22 protein-coding genes and 1 pseudogene are annotated in these 17957 nt (G+C 40.1%); 14 read left to right on the forward strand and 9 right to left on the reverse strand.

From position 1 onward, the window contains the following. Window positions 1-13: 13 nt before the first annotated feature. The 11 genes and pseudogenes from rplC to BKK54_RS12270 form a co-directional block, all read left to right on the forward strand. Complete coding sequence (rplC, locus tag BKK54_RS07980) at window positions 14-640, forward strand: 50S ribosomal protein L3 (RefSeq protein ID WP_018356226.1); 627 nt, start codon at window positions 14-16, stop codon at window positions 638-640. A gap of 15 nt (window positions 641-655) precedes the next feature. Continuing rightward, entirely contained in the window at window positions 656-1258 is a 603-nt protein-coding gene (rplD, locus tag BKK54_RS07985; protein WP_077436054.1) for a 50S ribosomal protein L4, read from the forward strand. Then, the gene (gene rplW / locus BKK54_RS07990) at window positions 1255-1554 is read left to right on the forward strand and encodes a 50S ribosomal protein L23 (RefSeq protein WP_018356228.1); all 300 of its coding nucleotides are present in this window, start codon (window positions 1255-1257) and stop codon (window positions 1552-1554) included. The genes rplD and rplW overlap by 4 nt, the downstream gene beginning before the upstream one ends. 17 nt (window positions 1555-1571) lie before the next feature. Beyond that, a complete protein-coding gene (gene rplB / locus BKK54_RS07995) occupies window positions 1572-2393 on the forward strand; it encodes a 50S ribosomal protein L2 (protein WP_077426744.1) in 822 nt (273 codons plus the stop codon). A 25-nt stretch (window positions 2394-2418) separates the two neighbouring features. Continuing rightward, entirely contained in the window at window positions 2419-2694 is a 276-nt protein-coding gene (gene rpsS / locus BKK54_RS08000) for a 30S ribosomal protein S19 (protein WP_005539416.1), read from the forward strand. Between the two features lie 11 nt (window positions 2695-2705). Continuing rightward, window positions 2706-3038: a 50S ribosomal protein L22 gene (gene rplV, locus BKK54_RS08005; protein ID WP_018356230.1), complete on the forward strand. Its 333-nt coding sequence runs from the start codon at window positions 2706-2708 to the stop codon at window positions 3036-3038. Window positions 3039-3055: 17 nt separating this feature from the next. After that, window positions 3056-3763, forward strand: coding sequence for a 30S ribosomal protein S3 (rpsC, locus tag BKK54_RS08010; RefSeq protein WP_077542566.1), 708 nt, complete (start codon window positions 3056-3058; stop codon window positions 3761-3763). 13 nt (window positions 3764-3776) lie between these two features. Continuing rightward, window positions 3777-4187, forward strand: a complete 411-nt coding sequence (gene rplP, locus BKK54_RS08015; protein ID WP_018356232.1) for a 50S ribosomal protein L16 — start codon at window positions 3777-3779, stop codon at window positions 4185-4187. Beyond that, on the forward strand, window positions 4187-4378 hold the full coding sequence (gene rpmC, locus BKK54_RS08020; RefSeq protein ID WP_018356233.1) for a 50S ribosomal protein L29: 192 nt from the start codon (window positions 4187-4189) through the stop codon (window positions 4376-4378). The genes rplP and rpmC overlap by 1 nt, the downstream gene beginning before the upstream one ends. Continuing rightward, the gene (rpsQ, locus tag BKK54_RS08025) at window positions 4378-4635 is read left to right on the forward strand and encodes a 30S ribosomal protein S17 (RefSeq protein WP_005625886.1); all 258 of its coding nucleotides are present in this window, start codon (window positions 4378-4380) and stop codon (window positions 4633-4635) included. Before rpmC ends, rpsQ begins: the two co-directional genes overlap by 1 nt. Before the next feature lie 102 nt (window positions 4636-4737). Beyond that, a pseudogene (locus BKK54_RS12270) lies at window positions 4738-4816 on the forward strand (IS200/IS605 family transposase); the annotation flags it as partial. Between the two features lie 330 nt (window positions 4817-5146). Here the strand turns inward: BKK54_RS12270 and tpiA are convergent. After that, window positions 5147-5914 (reverse strand): triose-phosphate isomerase, encoded by a 768-nt coding sequence (tpiA, locus tag BKK54_RS08030; protein ID WP_077542567.1) that lies wholly within the window; start codon window positions 5912-5914, stop codon window positions 5147-5149. Between the two features lie 172 nt (window positions 5915-6086). On the opposite strand from tpiA, the gene BKK54_RS08035 reads away from it, so the two are divergent. Together BKK54_RS08035 and xerC are read left to right on the forward strand one after the other, a co-directional pair. Next, window positions 6087-6521, forward strand: coding sequence for a GNAT family N-acetyltransferase (locus BKK54_RS08035; protein WP_077542568.1), 435 nt, complete (start codon window positions 6087-6089; stop codon window positions 6519-6521). Then, a complete protein-coding gene (gene xerC, locus BKK54_RS08040) occupies window positions 6521-7411 on the forward strand; it encodes a tyrosine recombinase XerC (protein ID WP_077542569.1) in 891 nt (296 codons plus the stop codon). Before BKK54_RS08035 ends, xerC begins: the two co-directional genes overlap by 1 nt. A gap of 154 nt (window positions 7412-7565) precedes the next feature. On the opposite strand, the gene galU is transcribed toward xerC, so the two are convergent. From galU to BKK54_RS08080, 8 genes are all read right to left on the reverse strand, one after another. Further along, complete coding sequence (gene galU / locus BKK54_RS08045; protein ID WP_077542570.1) at window positions 7566-8453, reverse strand: UTP--glucose-1-phosphate uridylyltransferase GalU; 888 nt, start codon at window positions 8451-8453, stop codon at window positions 7566-7568. Between the two features lie 30 nt (window positions 8454-8483). Then, a complete protein-coding gene (gene csrA, locus BKK54_RS08050) occupies window positions 8484-8675 on the reverse strand; it encodes a carbon storage regulator CsrA (RefSeq protein WP_077542571.1) in 192 nt (63 codons plus the stop codon). 81 nt (window positions 8676-8756) lie between these two features. Continuing rightward, window positions 8757-11381 carry an alanine--tRNA ligase gene (gene alaS / locus BKK54_RS08055; RefSeq protein ID WP_077542572.1) on the reverse strand — a complete coding sequence of 875 codons (2625 nt, stop codon included), beginning with the start codon at window positions 11379-11381 and terminating at the stop codon, window positions 8757-8759. A 253-nt stretch (window positions 11382-11634) separates the two neighbouring features. Further along, window positions 11635-12060 (reverse strand): universal stress protein UspA, encoded by a 426-nt coding sequence (gene uspA, locus BKK54_RS08060; protein WP_077542573.1) that lies wholly within the window; start codon window positions 12058-12060, stop codon window positions 11635-11637. Between the two features lie 77 nt (window positions 12061-12137). Beyond that, window positions 12138-13451 (reverse strand): Xaa-Pro aminopeptidase, encoded by a 1314-nt coding sequence (gene pepP, locus BKK54_RS08065; RefSeq protein ID WP_077542574.1) that lies wholly within the window; start codon window positions 13449-13451, stop codon window positions 12138-12140. A gap of 46 nt (window positions 13452-13497) precedes the next feature. Continuing rightward, on the reverse strand, window positions 13498-14046 hold the full coding sequence (locus tag BKK54_RS08070; protein ID WP_077542575.1) for a YecA family protein: 549 nt from the start codon (window positions 14044-14046) through the stop codon (window positions 13498-13500). 113 nt (window positions 14047-14159) lie between these two features. After that, window positions 14160-15803 carry a chaperonin GroEL gene (gene groL, locus BKK54_RS08075; protein ID WP_077542576.1) on the reverse strand — a complete coding sequence of 548 codons (1644 nt, stop codon included), beginning with the start codon at window positions 15801-15803 and terminating at the stop codon, window positions 14160-14162. Window positions 15804-15875: 72 nt separating this feature from the next. Next, window positions 15876-16166 (reverse strand): co-chaperone GroES, encoded by a 291-nt coding sequence (locus BKK54_RS08080; protein ID WP_077542577.1) that lies wholly within the window; start codon window positions 16164-16166, stop codon window positions 15876-15878. A gap of 218 nt (window positions 16167-16384) precedes the next feature. Between BKK54_RS08080 and aspA the strand changes: the two genes are divergently transcribed. After that, complete coding sequence (gene aspA, locus BKK54_RS08085) at window positions 16385-17803, forward strand: aspartate ammonia-lyase (RefSeq protein WP_077542578.1); 1419 nt, start codon at window positions 16385-16387, stop codon at window positions 17801-17803. The last annotated feature ends 154 nt before the right edge of the window (window positions 17804-17957 follow it).

Here is a 17957-nt window from a genome sequence, read left to right on the forward strand (position 1 = left end):
AGAGGTTATTACAATGATTGGTTTAGTCGGTCGTAAAGTTGGTATGACCCGTATCTTCAATGAAGACGGTGTGTCAGTACCAGTTACCGTTATCGAAATCGAAGCCAACCGCGTAACTCAAGTTAAAACTCTTGAAAACGATGGCTATACTGCAATTCAAGTTACTACTGGTTCTAAAAAAGCGAATCGTGTAACTAAGCCTGAAGCAGGTCATTTCGTGAAAGCAGGTGTTGAAGCTGGTCGCGGTTTATGGGAATTCCGTACTGAAGGTGAAGAATTCACTTTAGGTCAAGAAATCAATGTTGACATCTTTGCAGATGTTAAAAAAGTGGATGTTACCGGTACTTCTAAAGGTAAAGGTTTCCAAGGTGGTGTTAAACGTTGGAATTTCCGTACTCAAGATGCTACCCACGGTAACTCTTTATCACATCGTGTCCTTGGTTCTATTGGTCAAAACCAAACTCCGGGTCGTGTGTTTAAAGGTAAAAAAATGGCAGGACATTTAGGTGCTGAGCGTGTAACCGTTCAATCACTTGAAGTTGTTCGTGTAGATGCTGAGCGTAAATTGCTATTAGTAAAAGGTTCTGTACCTGGTGCTATCAATGGCGATGTTATCGTTAAGCCGGCAGTTAAAGCATAAGTCTAGGAGATAGAGATGGAATTACAAGTTGTAGGTGCAAATGCACTCACTGTTTCTGAAACTACCTTCGGACGTGAGTTTAACGAAGCATTGATCCACCAAGTTGTTGTTGCTTATGCAGCAGGTGCGCGTCAAGGTACTCGTGCTCAAAAAACTCGTGCTGAAGTGTCTGGTTCAGGTAAAAAACCTTGGCGTCAAAAAGGTACAGGTCGTGCTCGTGTTGGTGATATTAAATCTCCAATTTGGCGTTCTGGTGGTACAACCTTTGCGGCAAAACCACAAGATCACAGCCAAAAAGTGAACAAAAAAATGTACCGTGGTGCAATTAAAAGCATTCTTTCTGAATTAGTTCGTCAAGACCGTTTAATGGTTGTTGAGAAATTTGAAATTGATGCACCAAAAACTAAAGTTTTAGTACAAAAATTAAAAGATTTAGCAGTTGAAGATGCGTTAATTATCACAGCGAGTTTAGATGAAAATCTATTCTTAGCCGCACGTAACTTATATAAAGTTGACGTACGTGATGTACAAGGTATCGATCCGGTAAGCTTAATTGCTTTTGATAAAGTGATTGTTACTGTTGATGCTGTGAAACAAATTGAGGAGATTTTAGCATGAGTCAAGAACGTTTGCTGAGCGTGCTTCGTGCACCGCATATCTCTGAAAAAGCAACTAACAATGCTGAAAAATCTAACACTGTTGTACTTAAAGTTGCTTTAGATGCGAACAAAGCTGAAATTGCTGCTGCTGTTGCTCAATTATTTGAGGTAAAAGTAGATTCTGTTCGTACTGTGGTTGTTAAAGGTAAAACTAAACGCCGTGGTACTAAAATGGGTCGTCGCAGCGACTGGAAAAAAGCTTATGTAACTTTAGCTGAAGGCCAAAATTTGGACTTCGTGGACAGTGCAGAGTAATCGGAGGAAAATAGAGAATGGCTATCGTAAAATGTAAGCCGACCTCCGCTGGTCGTCGTCACGTTGTTAAAATCGTGAACCCTGAATTACACAAGGGTAAACCTTACGCACCATTACTAGATACTAAATCTAAAACCGGTGGTCGTAACAACTATGGTCGTATTACAACTCGTCACATTGGTGGCGGTCATAAACAACACTACCGTTTAATCGATTTCAAACGTAACAAGTTAGATATCCCAGCGGTTGTTGAGCGCTTAGAATATGATCCAAACCGCTCCGCTAACATCGCTTTAGTGCTTTATAAAGACGGTGAACGTCGTTATATTTTAGCACCGAAAGGCTTGTCAGTAGGCGATCAAATCCAAGCCGGTGTAAATTCACCGATTAAAGTGGGTAATGCGTTACCAATGCGTAATATCCCTGTAGGTTCAACTGTACATAACGTTGAATTAAAACCTGGTAAAGGTGGTCAAATTGCTCGTTCTGCTGGTGCGTATGTACAAATTATCGCACGTGAAGGAAACTATGTGACTTTACGTTTACGCTCAGGCGAAATGCGTAAAGTATTAGCGGAATGTGTTGCTACAATTGGTGAAGTTGGTAACTCAGAACATATGCTTCGCGTATTGGGTAAAGCCGGTGCTAACCGTTGGAGAGGTATTCGCCCGACAGTTCGTGGTACTGCAATGAACCCAGTTGACCACCCACACGGTGGTGGTGAAGGCCGTAACTTTGGTAAACACCCTGTTACTCCATGGGGCGTTCAAACCAAAGGTAAGAAAACTCGTCACAACAAACGTACTGATAAATATATCGTACGTCGTCGTGGCAAATAATAGATTAAATTAAAGAGGATTAGCCATGCCACGTTCTCTCAAGAAAGGTCCTTTCCTTGACCTACACTTGTTGAAGAAGGTAGAGAAGGCGGTGGAAAGCGGGGATAAAAAACCAATCAAAACTTGGTCCCGTCGTTCAATGATCATTCCATCAATGATCGGATTGACCATCGCAGTCCATAATGGTCGTCAGCACGTTCCAGTTTATGTATCTGATGAAATGATCGGTCATAAATTAGGTGAATTTGCACCGACTCGTACATACCGCGGTCACGCGGCAGATAAGAAAGCTAAGAAATAAGAGGTAAAGAGATGGAAACTATCGCAAAACATCGTTACGCTCGCACTTCTGCCCAAAAAGCTCGCTTAGTTGCCGATTTAATTCGTGGTAAAAAAGTTGCGCAAGCATTAGAAATCTTAACTTTCACAAACAAAAAAGCTGCGTCTTTAGTGAAGAAAGTTTTAGAGTCAGCTATTGCAAACGCAGAGCACAATGATGGTGCAGATATTGATGATCTTAAAGTTGCTAAAATCTTCGTAGATGAAGGTCCTAGCATGAAACGTGTTATGCCACGTGCTAAAGGTCGTGCAGATCGTATTTTAAAACGTACTAGCCACATCACTGTGGTTGTGTCAGATCGTTAATCAGTAGGAGAATAGCAATGGGTCAAAAAGTACATCCACATGGTATTCGCCTAGGTATTGTAAAACCTTGGAGCTCTACTTGGTTCGCGAATACAAAAGACTTCGCTGACAATCTTGAAGGCGATTTCAAAGTACGTCAATTCTTAAATAAAGAATTAGCAAATGCTTCAGTTTCACGTATTACTATTGAGCGTCCGGCTAAAAGTATTCGTGTCACTATTCACACAGCTCGTCCTGGTATCGTAATCGGTAAAAAAGGCGAAGATGTTGAAAAATTACGTAACGCAGTCTCTAAAATTGCTGGCGTTCCGGCTCAAATTAACATCGCTGAAGTGAAAAAACCTGAATTAGATGCGAAATTAGTTGCAGAAAGCATCGCTTCTCAATTAGAACGTCGTGTAATGTTCCGCCGTGCAATGAAACGTGCGGTACAAAGCGCAATGCGTTTAGGTGCGAAAGGTATCAAAGTTGAGGTTAGCGGTCGTTTAGGTGGTGCAGAAATTGCACGTTCAGAATGGTATCGTGAAGGTCGTGTACCTCTCCATACTCTTCGTGCAGACATCGATTATAACACTGCAGAAGCACACACAACTTACGGCGTAATCGGCGTAAAAGTGTGGATCTTCAAAGGTGAAATTCTTGGTGGAATGGCTGCCGTTGCGCAATCAGAACAACAACCTGCCGACAAGCCTAAAAGAGCGCCGCGCGGTAAAGGTCGTAAGTAAGGAGAAACGCTAAATGTTGCAACCAAAACGTACAAAATTCCGTAAAGTTCACAAAGGCCGCAACCGTGGTATCGCAAATGGTACTGAAGTGAGCTTCGGTACTTACGGTTTAAAAGCTGTTGGTCGTTGTCGTTTAACCGCTCGTCAAATCGAAGCAGCGCGTCGTGCGATGTCTCGTGCGGTAAAACGTCAAGGTAAAATCTGGATTCGAGTATTCCCAGATAAACCAATTACTGAAAAACCATTAGAAGTCCGTATGGGTAAAGGTAAAGGTAACGTTGAATACTGGGTAGCCTTGATCCAACCGGGTAAAGTGCTTTATGAAATGGATGGTGTGTCTGAAGAAGTGGCAAGAAATGCATTTGCATTAGCTGCGGCGAAATTGCCGGTTAAGACTACCTTCGTAACTAAGACGGTGATGTAATGAAAGCTCAAGATTTACGTACAAAAAGTGTTGAAGAGCTGAATGCTGAATTATTAAACCTTCTAGGTGAACAATTCAAATTGCGTATGCAAACAGCCACCGGTCAGCTTCAACAAACCCATCAGGCTAAACAAGTGCGTCGTGATATTGCACGTGTAAAAACTGTATTAACCGAAAAGGCGGGTGAGTAATGACTGATAAAATTCGTAGCGTACAAGGTAAAGTTGTTAGCGACAAAATGGAAAAATCTTTCGTTGTTGCGATTGAACGTAAGGTAAAACACCCGTTATACGGTAAATTTATCCGTCGTACAACAAAATTACATGTACACGATGAAAACAATGAAGCCAAAGTTGGTGATACTGTAGAGATTCGCGAATGTCGCCCTCTATCAAAAACCAAATCTTGGACATTAGTTCGCGTTGTTGAAAAAGCGGTTATCGCTTAATTCACAAGATATAAGAATAAGGCCAATAGCTTGAGCTATTGGCTTTTTAATTGTGCAGACTCACTCAATCTCGACCATATCCCACTATTAAAGCCTCCCTAACTATCAGTCTCAGGTTTTATATGCTGTCTAAAAGATAAATCAGCACTAATAATATTCGAAAGACATGGCTAACTTAAAAGAAATCGTCACTTTTGGACAAAAGAATTTTAGTGAGCACTGCTGGTTATGAGCACAGCTAGCTTAAGTAAAAGATGATAGAGGAATATATAAGGAATCAAGAAAAAGAGGATACGATTCAAGATAATCTACCAACGAAGAATATAATCAAGGACTGCATTCAATTTCGCAACCCCTTGAGGAAAGCCTAAACCCGCACGTTTTACGTACGGGTTGTTATTTCTAACGTAACAATCGCACAAACTTATTTACCAAGTAGGGATAGCTACACAGTAGCTCCATATTTTCCTCTTTGTGAGTTTGCTACATAATAATGATTTAATGATAAAAACTAATTTTTCGCTGCCTCAGCCGCTTTTACGATCACCGCAAATGCCGGTGCCTTAAGTGATGCACCACCTACTAATGCACCATCAATATCTGGCTGGGTAAATAATTCCGCTGCGTTCGCATCATTTACAGAGCCACCATATTGAATGATCACTTGATCAGCCACCGCTTGAGATTTGGTAGCAATATGACCGCGAATAAAGGCATGAACAGATTGTGCCTGTTCAGGAGTAGCCGACTTGCCAGTACCGATTGCCCAAATTGGTTCATAAGCAATCACCGCACCATTAAACGCTTCCACGCCTAATGCATTAATGACGGAATCAATTTGACGAGCACACACTTCTTCAGTTTTACCTGCTTCATTTTCAGCTTCTGATTCACCAATACATAATACAGGGACTAAACCAGCTTCTTTTAATGCGGCAAATTTTTTCGCAATAAACTCGTCGCTTTCTTTGTGATAAGTGCGACGCTCAGAATGACCAATAATAATATATTTTGCGCCAAAATCTTTTAACATTTCCGTTGAAATATCACCAGTAAATGCGCCTTTCACATTCACATCGACATTTTGTGCACCAAGTAAAATTTGGCTACCAATTAGAGAGGTTTCAGCTTCCGCTAAATACATTACTGGAGGGGCAATTGCAACATCACAACCGTTCACACCTGCTAGCTCTGATTTTAAATTTTCAATCAATTCCTTAGTAAAGCTTTTGTCACCATTCAATTTCCAGTTACCCATGACTAAAGGACGACGTGCCATTTTTATTTCTCCATATTAGTTAATAGACTTGCTTACTATACCAAATTTTCACCTTGATTCTTTGTTCAAAATCACAAATCTTAAAAATTTTTTCCTGAGTGCGTGATTCTTCAACGTGAAAAAGCTACAATTCACTGTATAGTTCAAATAAAAAATAGCCAATTTTATTAATATGAAGATTTTCAAGGCCGAGCAGTGGAATATTGAGGTGCTTTTGCCTCTTTTTGAACATTACCGTCTTAGTAATGGAATGACAGAAAATCCTGACCGCAGTTTAACCTTCCTCACTAATCGCATTCGCTTTAATGAAAGCCTCTTTTTTATTGCCATTAATTCACAAGATAAAGCCGTTGGATTTATTCAACTTTATCCTCGCCTATCATCACTCCAACTACAACGTTACTGGCAACTCACTGATATTTATGTCATTGATAATACTCAGAAAACCGAGATTTATACCGCATTAATTTCCAAAGCCAAAGAATTTGTACTTTATACTCAATCAAATCGCTTAGTCACTGAATTAGAGCCAGCACAGCATGAGTTACTTGAATACGAAGGCTTTAAATTAAACCCAAAGAAAAGCCTATTTGAGCTGAGTTTATGATGTATACCGAATTACAATCTTACTGGGATTATTTACGTATTGAACGTCAGGTCAGCCCTCATACTCTCTCTAATTACAAACACCAACTAGAGACTATCGTCACATTGCTTAACAAGCAAGACATAAATCAATGGGAACATATCACACCGAGTGTAGTACGTTTTATTTTGGCGCAAAGTAAAAAAGAAGGGTTGAAAGAAAAAAGTCTGGCTCTACGTTTATCCGCCCTAAGAATGTTTCTCGGATATTTAGTTCAACAAGGGCAATTAAAAGCAAACCCTGCTATAGGAATCTCTCCCCCTAGACAGGGAAAACATTTACCTAAAAACATTGACGGAGAACAAATTCAGCAGCTACTTGCCAACGATAGCAAAGAGCCTATTGATATTCGTGATCGCGCTATTTTAGAATTAATGTATAGCTCTGGCTTACGCCTGTCTGAACTACAAGGGTTAAACTTAACGAGTATTAATACTCGTACCCGTGAAGTTAGAGTACTTGGGAAGGGCAACAAAGAGCGTATCGTGCCTTTTGGTCGCTACGCCTCTCATGCTATCCAAGAATGGCTCAAAGTGCGGTTACTATTTAATCCAAAAGATGATGCGCTGTTTGTGAGCCAACTGGGAAACCGTATTTCTCATCGCTCTATTCAGAAACGTTTGGAAACTTGGGGAATCCGTCAAGGGTTAAACAGCCATTTAACCCCACATAAGCTCCGCCATTCTTTTGCCACACATATGTTGGAAGCAAGCTCAGATCTTCGAGCGGTACAAGAGCTGTTGGGACATAGCAATCTTTCCACTACACAAATTTACACCCACCTTAACTTCCAGCATCTCACCGAAGCTTACGACCAAGCTCACCCCCGAGCAAAACGTAAAAATAAATGAGTCTACCTTTCAAATTATATTTAGCCAGTACTAACACAATATGATATTCATTTTCAGTACGATAAACCCCATTATAATAAATGGGGTTTATATTATTTAATATGGTGTAACAAACCATCCTGTATCAAAAGGAGGACTTACTCCCCTCCTCAATCTACAACCTTTTCGCAAGGTTTTTAATAAATACCTTAAAATCTTCACCTAATTTATTATGACGAATACCGTATTCAACAAATGCTTGCATATAGCCAATTTTGTCACCACAATCGAAAGTATCACCAGTCATATGGAAAGCCTCTACAGTTTCTTTTTCAATGAGCATATCAATCGCATCAGTTAATTGAATTTCATCACCAACCCCTATAGGAGTTCTTTCCAATAAATCCCAAATGGCTGCAGAAAAAACATAACGCCCAACAACTGCAAGGTTTGATGGTGCATTCTCAACTGAAGGCTTTTCAACGATGTTATTAATTTTAATACTTTCACCGCCATGTAAAGCCATACCACCACAATCAGCTACACCATAGTTACTCACGTCCTCTTGAGCGACAGGAGCAACCATTATTTGGCTTGCTTGAGTTTCATTGAAACGCTTGATCATGGCTGATAAATTCTCTTTGGATTGATCCGCACTAAAATCAGCAAGTAATACATCGGGTAAGACCACAGCAAAAGGTTCATTTCCCACAATTGGACGCCCACATAGCACTGCATGTCCCAACCCCTTCGCATTACCTTGACGAACGTGCATAATCGTCACATCTTTTGGACAAATAGAACGCACTTCTTCGAGAAGCTGACGTTTAACACGCTTTTCTAACATCGTCTCAAGCTCAAAAGAGGTATCAAAGTGGTTTTCTATAGCATTCTTTGATGAATGGGTCACAAGCACAATTTCTTTAATGCCTGCAGCTACACATTCATTTACCACGTATTGAATCAGTGGTTTATCTACCAACGTGAGCATTTCTTTTGGAATCGCCTTCGTAGCAGGTAACATACGTGTGCCTAAACCGGCAACAGGAATAATCGCTTTCATACTTTACAAATCCGTTAAATTTTTGAATCATCAAGGTGAATTATTTGAAGATTCATCTTGCGTCTGCTTAATTCGTTGGTAAATTTCTTCTCGGTGAACTGATACTTCTTTAGGCGCTTGAACACCGAGCTTTACTTGGTTTCCACGTACACTCAAAACCGTGATAGAAATATCATCTCCAATAAGTACACTTTCGCCAACTTTACGAGTTAAGATTAACATCTTTTATCTCCTTAGTTTGCATTTATTAGATATCCCTATCAATCAAGGAAAGGTTGGCAATCCCACCAACCAAGGCTTGTACTACAGATTTTCGTTTAACCAGTTCTGTGCCACCACTAATGCTTGTGCCACATTTTCCGGTTGGGAGCCGCCTGCCATTGCCATATCCGGGCGACCACCGCCTTTACCACCAACCTGTTGAGCCATAAAATTCACAAGCTTACCAGCTTTAACTTTAGTGGTTAAATCGCTTGTCACGCCAACGACGAGGTTAACTTTTTCATCTAAAACAGATGCAAATACAATAACACCTGAGCCAAGTTGATTTTTGAGGTCATCAACCATGACACGTAGCGATTTTGTTTCAATACCATCTAATTGATGTATAATCACTGAAACATCGTTAATTTTGACCGCACTTTTTACTAAATCCGAACCCGCTTTCATAGCAGCCTTCTCTTTCAGACTTTGCAGTTCTTTCTCAGCTTTCTTCGATTTATCCTGAAGCTGTTGAATTTTATCCGCAAGGGTATTAACATCTGACTTCAATAATTCTGCACTTTGGTTCAAAATACATTGTTGGTCTAAAATCCAATTTATGGCATTTTCACCGGTTACCGCTTCAATACGGCGAATACCCGCAGCAACAGCAGTTTCAGAGGTAATTTTAAATAAACCGATATCACCGGTTCGTTTTGCATGAATTCCCCCACATAGTTCAATGGAGAAATCTCCCATTGTTAAGACACGAACCTGCTCTGCATACTTCTCACCAAATAATGCCATTGCGCCTTTCGCTTTTGCGGCTTCAATCTCCATAATATCCGTTTGAATCAGGAAATTTTGACGTATTTTTTGGTTTACAAGACGCTCTATTTCCGCAATCTGATCTTTGCTGATTGCTTCTGGGTGTGAAAAATCAAAACGTAATGCTTTTTCTGAAACCAGAGACCCTTTTTGGACAACGTGGGTACCGAGCAATTTGCGTAGTGCAGCATGTAATAAATGTGTTGCAGAATGATTAAGAGAGGTTTGATGACGACGCTCAATATCAACCACTGCATTTACTATTTGACCAACCGTGAGTGTACCTTGTTCCAGCTCACCAATATGACCAAATACCTGACCATATTTTTGTGTATCTTTTACGTTAAAGGTGATACCTTGTGCCAGTAAATGACCACTATCACCAATTTGACCACCCGATTCAGCATAGAATGGTGTGTTTTCTAGTATCACAACCGCACTTTGCCCAGCGGAAATTTGTTCTACCAATTGCCCCTCATAGAAAAGTGCGGTAATTTTTGCTAAGGATTCCGATTCCGTATAGCCTTCAAATTTGGTTTCACCTTCAACACGAATAACATTGTTGTAATCTACCCCAAATTGACTTGCCGCTTGCGCTCGAGAGCGTTGTACTTCCATTTCTCTCTCAAAACCTTCTTCATCAATAGCAATATTACGTTCACGACAAACATCAGCAGTAAGATCCAATGGGAAACCGTAGGTATCATAAAGTTTGAAAGCAACTTCACCGGAAAGCACGCCGTTATTAACTTCTGCAAGCGCCTCATCCAACAGGCTTAAACCTCGCTCTAATGTACGAGCAAACTGTTCTTCTTCTAAGCGCAATAATTTTTCAACATTCGCCTGTTTTTCTTTAACATCTCGACCGGCTTCTGCCATTACGTCAATCAAAGTCGGCACCAGTTTATAGAAAAATGCTTCTTTTGCACCCAGTAAATGACCATGACGTACCGCACGACGAATAATACGGCGCAATACATAGCCACGACCTTCATTTGATGGAATTACTCCGTCTGCAATTAAGTAAGCACAAGAGCGAATATGATCGGCAATAACACGTAAGGATTTATTACTTAAATCTGTTGTTCCGACAATTTCAGCTGCCTTTGCAATTAATGCTTTAAAAATATCAATATCATAATTTGAATTCACATGTTGCAATACGGCAGAAATACGTTCTAACCCCATACCGGTATCTACAGATGGACGAGGCAATTTCTCCATGGTACCGTCTGCCAAGCGATTATATTGCATGAAAACAACATTCCAAATCTCAATATAACGATCGCCATCTTCTTCAGGCGAACCTGGAGGCCCCCCCCAAATATGCTCACCATGATCGTAGAAAATTTCAGTGCATGGTCCACAAGGACCGGTATCTCCCATTGCCCAGAAATTGTCAGATGCATAAGGTGCCCCTTTATTATCACCAATTCGGATAATACGCTCTACCGGCACACCAATTTCTTTATTCCAAATATCATAGGCTTCATTATCCGTTTCATATACGGTAACCCACAATTTTTCTTTAGGTAAACCGAGCCACTGAGGAGAAGTTAAAAACTCCCATGCAAAATTAATAGCATCATGCTTGAAATAATCCCCGAAACTGAAATTACCCAACATTTCAAAGAAAGTATGATGGCGTGCGGTATAACCCACATTTTCTAAGTCATTGTGTTTTCCACCTGCTCGAACGCAACGTTGCGCTGTTGTTGCTCGCGAGTAAGGGCGTTTATCTAAACCAAGGAATACATCTTTAAATTGGTTCATTCCAGCATTGGTAAAAAGCAATGTCGGATCATTTTCAGGAACAAGTGAACTACTCGCCACCACCTGATGTCCCTTACTATGGAAAAAATCAAGGAACGATTGTCTAATTTCCGCTGTTGTTTTCATCACAAACCTGTCGTTACAAATAATTTAAAGTTAAAAACTGAAACACATTATTCTTGCATACTTTTTGAGTTTAGAGAAAGGCTTTTTAATAGTAATTATCCATCTTTGTTTATTATTTAAACGACCTATTACTTTTTATAAAACATACTTGCATAAAATACTCACTGAAACTTAAAAATAAAACCGCACTTCATCATTCAATCTGAAGAAGTGCGGTTAAAATTTATTTCAGACTGTTAACAAATAAATACTATTATTCATCACGAAGCGGAACAACTAACATATCAATCTTAACCGTATTCATCACTTGACGTGTTGATGACATTAATTTACTCCAAAAATCTTGATGATGACCCGTTACCAATAAATCAATATCATACTGCTCAATCGCATCCGTCAGTACCTGACGTAAATCACCACTACCACTCAATTTTTCCTGAACCGGATAACTTGCATTTTCTGCGAGGCTTAATAATGCCTTTTGAGTTTCACTTGAAATTCGATCTTGCATAGATGACATATTGACATCAACCAATCCGGTATAAAGATCCGAAAAATTCACATCTACATGGATAATTGAAAGTTTAGCCTCATGGCGCTTGGCAATGCCAACCGCTTTTTTTAGTAAGAAAGCACTTTCATCGGAAAGATCCACTGCAACTAAAATATGCTTATACATAATCGACTCCTTATCTGATTGGAACTATCTTTCCACATCATAGTAGCACTTCAATTCTCAAAAAAACTTGCTCTCGATCACATTTTGAGAAATTGTTCATTTTTTTGCATTAGATTTTCAATAGCATCAATCTCTTTTGGTACGGCTGCTGTTAAGATTTTATTGCCATATTCCGTTATAAGTAAATTATCTTCAATACGCACGCCAATACCTCTATATTGCTCCGGCACCTTCGCGTCTTCGGAGATATACAACCCCGGCTCAACGGTGAGCACCATACCGACTTCTAGGGTTCGGCAACGTTCTTCGCCATATTCCCCCACATCGTGCACATCTAAGCCCAGCCAATGCCCTAACCCGTGCATATAAAATTGGCGATAGGCTTTTTGTTCTATCAACGACTCGACATTTCCCTGTAATATGCCTAAGTCGACTAATCCTTGTACTTTAATACGGATCACTTCATCATTCACACTTTTAATTGAATTACCCGGTACCAATAATTCTATCGCACGTTTTTGCGCTTTCAGTACTAAGTCATAAATCTCACGCTGAGCTTGAGTAAATTTGCCATTTACAGGAAACGTACGGGTGATATCACCTGCATACATCGCAAACTCACATCCTGCATCAATTAAAACTAAATCACCCTCTTTCAGTGGTTGATCATTTTCTGTGTAATGCAAAATACAGGCATTATCCCCCCCAGCGACAATGGAATTATAAGAAGCAAAACGTGCCCCATGACGATTAAATTCATGCAAAATTTCACTTTCAATTTCATACTCAAAGCGATTAGGGCGGGTTTCTTGCATTGCTTTGATATGCGCTAATGCAGTAATTTGTCCGGCTTGTTGCATTAATCGAATTTCATTAGGGGATTTAATCAAGCGCATTTCACTAATGATAGGACGCCAATCTAAAATTTCAGCAAAATTAACCGCACTTTCTGACAGTAATTTGTCTCCCCACAAATGAAGCTCCGGCGCATAGTAAAGTGCGGTCAGATTTTCAGTAATTTTAGGAAAAACGACATTAAAATCATCAATAGAATATGCCTCATTTATATTGAGTTTTTCAGGGGCCCATTCTACGCCTAAACGACGGCCGTTCCAAGTTTCAAGTAAAGGATCTCGCGGTCTAAGAAGAATGATTGTTTTTTCAAATTGTTCGGTCTTCACCAATAGTAAGGCGGCATTCGGTTCATTAAAACCGGTTAAATACCAAAAGTAACTATCTTGGCGAAACGGAAAAGTACAATCATTATTACGACGTTTTTCAATTTCAGAAAACAGTAACAACGCTGAATTAGTCTGCATTTTCGCCAGCACTTTTTGACGGCGTTCTACAAATTCTTCTTGTGGCAATTCTGCCATATACGCTAGATCCATTTTTTTATCCTTTATATGAGCCGTTTAAGGGAGTAAAGATGTTATTTTAGTGTAATAGTTGTTTTCCTACTGCTGACGATTGATTAAATTGAGTATAAAACAAGGTCGCAATCGTCCGAACATATTCAACGATCTCCTCAAGCGCTTCGGCCATTTCTTCTTCATCGTCATCTTCATCATACCCCAGTTGGCAAATATCATGTAAATCATCTACAGCCTCGGCAATTTCACCTTTTTCTCGATCCAAATACGGTTGTGCTAATCCTAAGCCAAGTAAAAAATGATTTGCCCATTCAGATAAACTATCTGCACGTGCAAATACATTATCATGTTCCACTAGCCCTAACTCAAAAGAAAAGCTTTCAACATCCGCCAATGTTTTAGAAATTATTTGATAAAGTTTAGTCACCGTTTCCAAAAGTATAGTCGGATAAGCATGATTCTCGTTGGTAAATTGGTAAACTAGCGGTTGCCAACTTTGGTCTTTGATACCACCACAAATTAAGCCACTTAAGAAACCGTGAAGTTCTGTTGCGTTAATACCTATGCCGTTGGATTTGAGTTGCTGATTAAGTTCGGTTTGAGAAATCGTCATTATTTATTTCCTTAGTAAAAAGGCTTTTCAGTGTAAACCTTTATCAATAAAAAAGCGATCGCTTTTCCAATGGAAAAACGACCGCCCTTTCTATCTTGTCATAGGAGGAAAAATTACATCATTCCGCCCATGCCTCCCATACCACCCATTCCGGCACCTAAATCTGCTTTTTCTTCTTTTGGAAGCTCAGTAACCATACACTCAGTGGTAATCATTAAGCCGGCTACCGATGCCGCGAATTGTAATGCTGAGCGGGTAACTTTTGTTGGATCTAGAATACCCATTTCCAACATATCACCATATTGTTCAGTGCTTGCGTTATAACCGAAGTTACCTTCTCCTGCTTTCACTGCACTAGCCACAACAGAGGCTTCTTCTCCGGCATTGGTGACAATTTGACGTAAAGGCGCTTCCATCGCACGCAATGCAAGTTTGATTCCCACATTTTGCTCTTCATTATCACCTTGTAGGCTTGCTGCCACTTTAGAGGCTGCACGCACCAAGGCTACGCCACCACCGGCAACGATACCTTCTTCCACTGCTGCACGGGTTGCGTGTAATGCATCATCTACACGGTCTTTTTTCTCTTTCATTTCCACTTCTGTTGCCGCACCAACTTTGATCACCGCAACACCACCTGCTAATTTCGCTACACGCTCTTGAAGTTTTTCTTTGTCATAATCAGAGGTAGATTCTTCAATTTGCTGACGAATTTGAGCTACTCGACCATTAATTTGAGCTTGCTCACCCACCCCATCAATGATAGTCGTGTTATCTTTGTTAATCACCACACGTTTTGCTTGACCAAGATCTTCTAATGTCGCTTTTTCAAGCTCCATACCAATTTCTTCAGAAATCACTGTACCAGCAGTTAAGATTGCAATATCTTGCAACATGGCTTTACGACGATCACCAAAGCCCGGCGCTTTCACCGCAGCCACTTTCACAATACCACGCATCGTGTTCACCACTAAAGTCGCAAGGGCTTCACCCTCCACATCTTCAGCAATAATTAGTAATGGTTTACCCGCTTTCGCCACCGCTTCTAATACAGGTAGTAATTCGCGAATATTGGCAATTTTTTTATCCACTAACAAGATATATGGATTATCCAATTCAACGGTTGCGGTTTCCGGTTTGTTAATGAAATATGGAGAGAGATAACCGCGATCGAATTGCATACCTTCCACAACCGCTAATTCATCTTCAAGACCGGTACCATCTTCTACCGTGATGACACCTTCTTTCCCCACTTTTTCCATCGCCTGAGCAATCAATTGACCCACTACGCTATCTGAATTTGCAGAAATCGTCCCCACTTGTTCAATTTCTTTTGAAGTTTCGCAAGGTTTAGAAAGGGTTTTAAGCTCAGAAACGACCGCACTTACCGCTTTATCAATACCACGCTTTAAATCCATTGGGTTCATACCCGCAGCCACGGCTTTTAATCCTTCGCTAACAATCGCTTGTGCAAGAACCGTCGCAGTCGTTGTACCATCACCGGCCGCATCATTAGCTTTAGAGGCAACCTCTTTCACCATTTGTGCGCCCATATTTTCAAATTTATCTTCTAATTCAATCTCACGTGCGACAGATACACCGTCTTTAGTGATAGTTGGCGCGCCAAATGATTTATCTAAAATCACATTACGCCCTTTCGGCCCAAGAGTGACTTTTACTGCGTCCGCTAACACATTCACGCCTTTCAACATTTTTGCACGAGCATCATTACCAAATTTTACGTCTTTTGCTGCCATTTTCTTCTTTCCTTTTATTATTTATACATCCGATTAAATGCATCTTAGGTGAGATTCCCACCCTACACTAAATTATTCGACAATCGCTAAAATATCACTTTCAGAAATGATTAAGACTTCTTCCCCATCGATTTTTTCACTTTTTGCACCATAACCCTCATTGAAAATGATAGTGTCACCTACTTTTACATCTAAAGGCTGAACGGTACCATTCTCTAAAATGCGACCTTTCCCCACCGCCAACACTTTTGCACGAGTCGATTTTGTTGCAGCAGAACCGGTTAACACAATACCGCCTGCGGATAAGGTTTCCACTTCTTCACGTTTGATAATGACACGATCATGTAATGGACGAATATTCATTGTTAATTTCCTTCTAAAGTTTGAAATGCGTTTACTATAATAGGGTGCAAAATCGTCCTTTCAAGGGGAAAATAAAAAAATTTGCCCTAAAAAAACTAATGCGAAAAATGAAAATATGTCGTGATACCACATTTTAAAAATGTGATCTTTATCAATCTTTTTATTGCAGAAATTCCTATAATGAGCACAAATTAACTAACCAATATAGGTGGATTAACATGGCTCAATTTAGAACAGAGGTCGATTTACTTGGTGAACGCGAAGTCCCTGCAGAGGCTTACTGGGGCATTCATACACTAAGAGCGGTTGAAAATTTTAATATTTCAAATATCACTATTTCTGATGTACCGGAATTTGTACGTGGGATGGTGATGGTTAAAAAAGCGACGGCCCTCGCTAATGGTGAATTAGGTGCAATTCCAACAAACATTGCAAAAGCCATTGTGGAGGCCTGTGATGAAATTCTGACAACAGGAAAGTGCTTAGATCAATTCCCATCGGATGTTTACCAAGGCGGAGCGGGGACATCGGTGAATATGAATACCAATGAAGTTGTGGCAAATCTTGCACTGGAAAAAATAGGTCACCAAAAAGGTGATTACCATATCATCAACCCAATGGATCACGTCAATGCCAGCCAATCGACTAACGATGCCTACCCAACCGGATTCCGTATCGCTGTTTATAACAGTATTTTGAAACTTGTCGATAAAATTCAATACTTACAAGAAGGTTTTGAAAATAAAGCAAAAGAGTTTAGTAACGTATTAAAAATGGGGCGTACTCAATTGCAAGATGCTGTACCAATGACCGTTGGGCAAGAATTTAAAGCCTTTGCCGTATTGCTTGAGGAAGAAGTACGCAATTTAAAACGAACCGGAGAATTGTTGTTAGAAGTGAATCTCGGAGCAACGGCTATCGGAACGGGATTAAATACGCCACAAGGTTATACCGAATTAGTCGTCAAGCACTTGGCAAACGTAACGGGCTTACCTTGCATACCAGCAGAAAACCTCATTGAAGCCACCTCCGATTGTGGTGCTTATGTCATGGTACACGGTGCATTAAAACGTACTGCCGTGAAACTTTCTAAAGTATGCAATGACTTACGTTTACTTTCTTCCGGTCCTCGTGCGGGCTTAAAAGAAATCAATCTACCGGAATTGCAAGCCGGCTCTTCTATTATGCCGGCTAAAGTGAATCCGGTGATCCCTGAAGTAGTCAACCAAGTCTGCTTTAAAGTGATTGGCAATGACACCACTGTCACCTTTGCATCTGAAGCCGGTCAATTACAATTGAATGTGATGGAGCCAGTAATTGGTCAAGCCATGTTTGAATCTATCGACATACTAACCAATGCCTGTGTGAACTTGCGTGATAAATGCGTGGACGGCATAACGGTAAACAAAGAAATTTGTGAAAACTATGTATTCAACTCAATCGGTATCGTAACTTACCTAAATCCATTCATCGGGCACCACAATGGTGACTTAGTAGGTAAAATCTGTGCCGAAACCGGTAAAGGTGTACGTGAAGTTGTGTTAGAGAAAGGATTATTAACGGCGGAACAATTAGACGATATTCTTTCCGTTGAAAACCTAATGAACCCGACTTACAAAGCGAAATTGAATAAATAGTTTCATAGAATGATAAATAAAGTGCGGTTAAAATTCTTAACGGATTTTAACCGCACTTTTTTATTCTTTTCAACATTAACCCCATATGAGCTGATGAAAATCCCGATTATCTGATGTTTAGAGCAATACAAGAATTTTTTAGAATGAATATTTT

The organism is Rodentibacter genomosp. 1 (assembly GCF_001999285.1).
Lineage (GTDB): Bacteria > Pseudomonadota > Gammaproteobacteria > Enterobacterales > Pasteurellaceae > Rodentibacter.

Bases quoted from the DNA above. Each gene is read 5' to 3' on its own strand.
- galU (WP_077542570.1), bottom strand. From the start codon at position 8,453: ATGAAAGCGATTATTCCTGTTGCCGGTTTAGGCACACGTATGTTACCT.
- BKK54_RS08070 (WP_077542575.1), bottom strand. From the start codon at position 14,046: ATGACGATTTCTCAAACCGAACTTAATCAGCAACTCAAATCCAACGGC.
- rpmC (WP_018356233.1), top strand. From the start codon at position 4,187: ATGAAAGCTCAAGATTTACGTACAAAAAGTGTTGAAGAGCTGAATGCT.
- rplD (WP_077436054.1), top strand. From the start codon at position 656: ATGGAATTACAAGTTGTAGGTGCAAATGCACTCACTGTTTCTGAAACT.
- rplW (WP_018356228.1), top strand. From the start codon at position 1,255: ATGAGTCAAGAACGTTTGCTGAGCGTGCTTCGTGCACCGCATATCTCT.
- tpiA (WP_077542567.1), bottom strand. From the start codon at position 5,914: ATGGCACGTCGTCCTTTAGTCATGGGTAACTGGAAATTGAATGGTGAC.
- uspA (WP_077542573.1), bottom strand. From the start codon at position 12,060: ATGTATAAGCATATTTTAGTTGCAGTGGATCTTTCCGATGAAAGTGCT.
- alaS (WP_077542572.1), bottom strand. From the start codon at position 11,381: ATGAAAACAACAGCGGAAATTAGACAATCGTTCCTTGATTTTTTCCAT.
- BKK54_RS08035 (WP_077542568.1), top strand. From the start codon at position 6,087: ATGAAGATTTTCAAGGCCGAGCAGTGGAATATTGAGGTGCTTTTGCCT.
- rplB (WP_077426744.1), top strand. From the start codon at position 1,572: ATGGCTATCGTAAAATGTAAGCCGACCTCCGCTGGTCGTCGTCACGTT.
- aspA (WP_077542578.1), top strand. From the start codon at position 16,385: ATGGCTCAATTTAGAACAGAGGTCGATTTACTTGGTGAACGCGAAGTC.
- csrA (WP_077542571.1), bottom strand. From the start codon at position 8,675: ATGTTAATCTTAACTCGTAAAGTTGGCGAAAGTGTACTTATTGGAGAT.
- xerC (WP_077542569.1), top strand. From the start codon at position 6,521: ATGTATACCGAATTACAATCTTACTGGGATTATTTACGTATTGAACGT.
- rpsC (WP_077542566.1), top strand. From the start codon at position 3,056: ATGGGTCAAAAAGTACATCCACATGGTATTCGCCTAGGTATTGTAAAA.
- BKK54_RS08080 (WP_077542577.1), bottom strand. From the start codon at position 16,166: ATGAATATTCGTCCATTACATGATCGTGTCATTATCAAACGTGAAGAA.
- rplC (WP_018356226.1), top strand. From the start codon at position 14: ATGATTGGTTTAGTCGGTCGTAAAGTTGGTATGACCCGTATCTTCAAT.
- rpsS (WP_005539416.1), top strand. From the start codon at position 2,419: ATGCCACGTTCTCTCAAGAAAGGTCCTTTCCTTGACCTACACTTGTTG.
- groL (WP_077542576.1), bottom strand. From the start codon at position 15,803: ATGGCAGCAAAAGACGTAAAATTTGGTAATGATGCTCGTGCAAAAATG.
- rplP (WP_018356232.1), top strand. From the start codon at position 3,777: ATGTTGCAACCAAAACGTACAAAATTCCGTAAAGTTCACAAAGGCCGC.
- pepP (WP_077542574.1), bottom strand. From the start codon at position 13,451: ATGGATCTAGCGTATATGGCAGAATTGCCACAAGAAGAATTTGTAGAA.
- rplV (WP_018356230.1), top strand. From the start codon at position 2,706: ATGGAAACTATCGCAAAACATCGTTACGCTCGCACTTCTGCCCAAAAA.
- rpsQ (WP_005625886.1), top strand. From the start codon at position 4,378: ATGACTGATAAAATTCGTAGCGTACAAGGTAAAGTTGTTAGCGACAAA.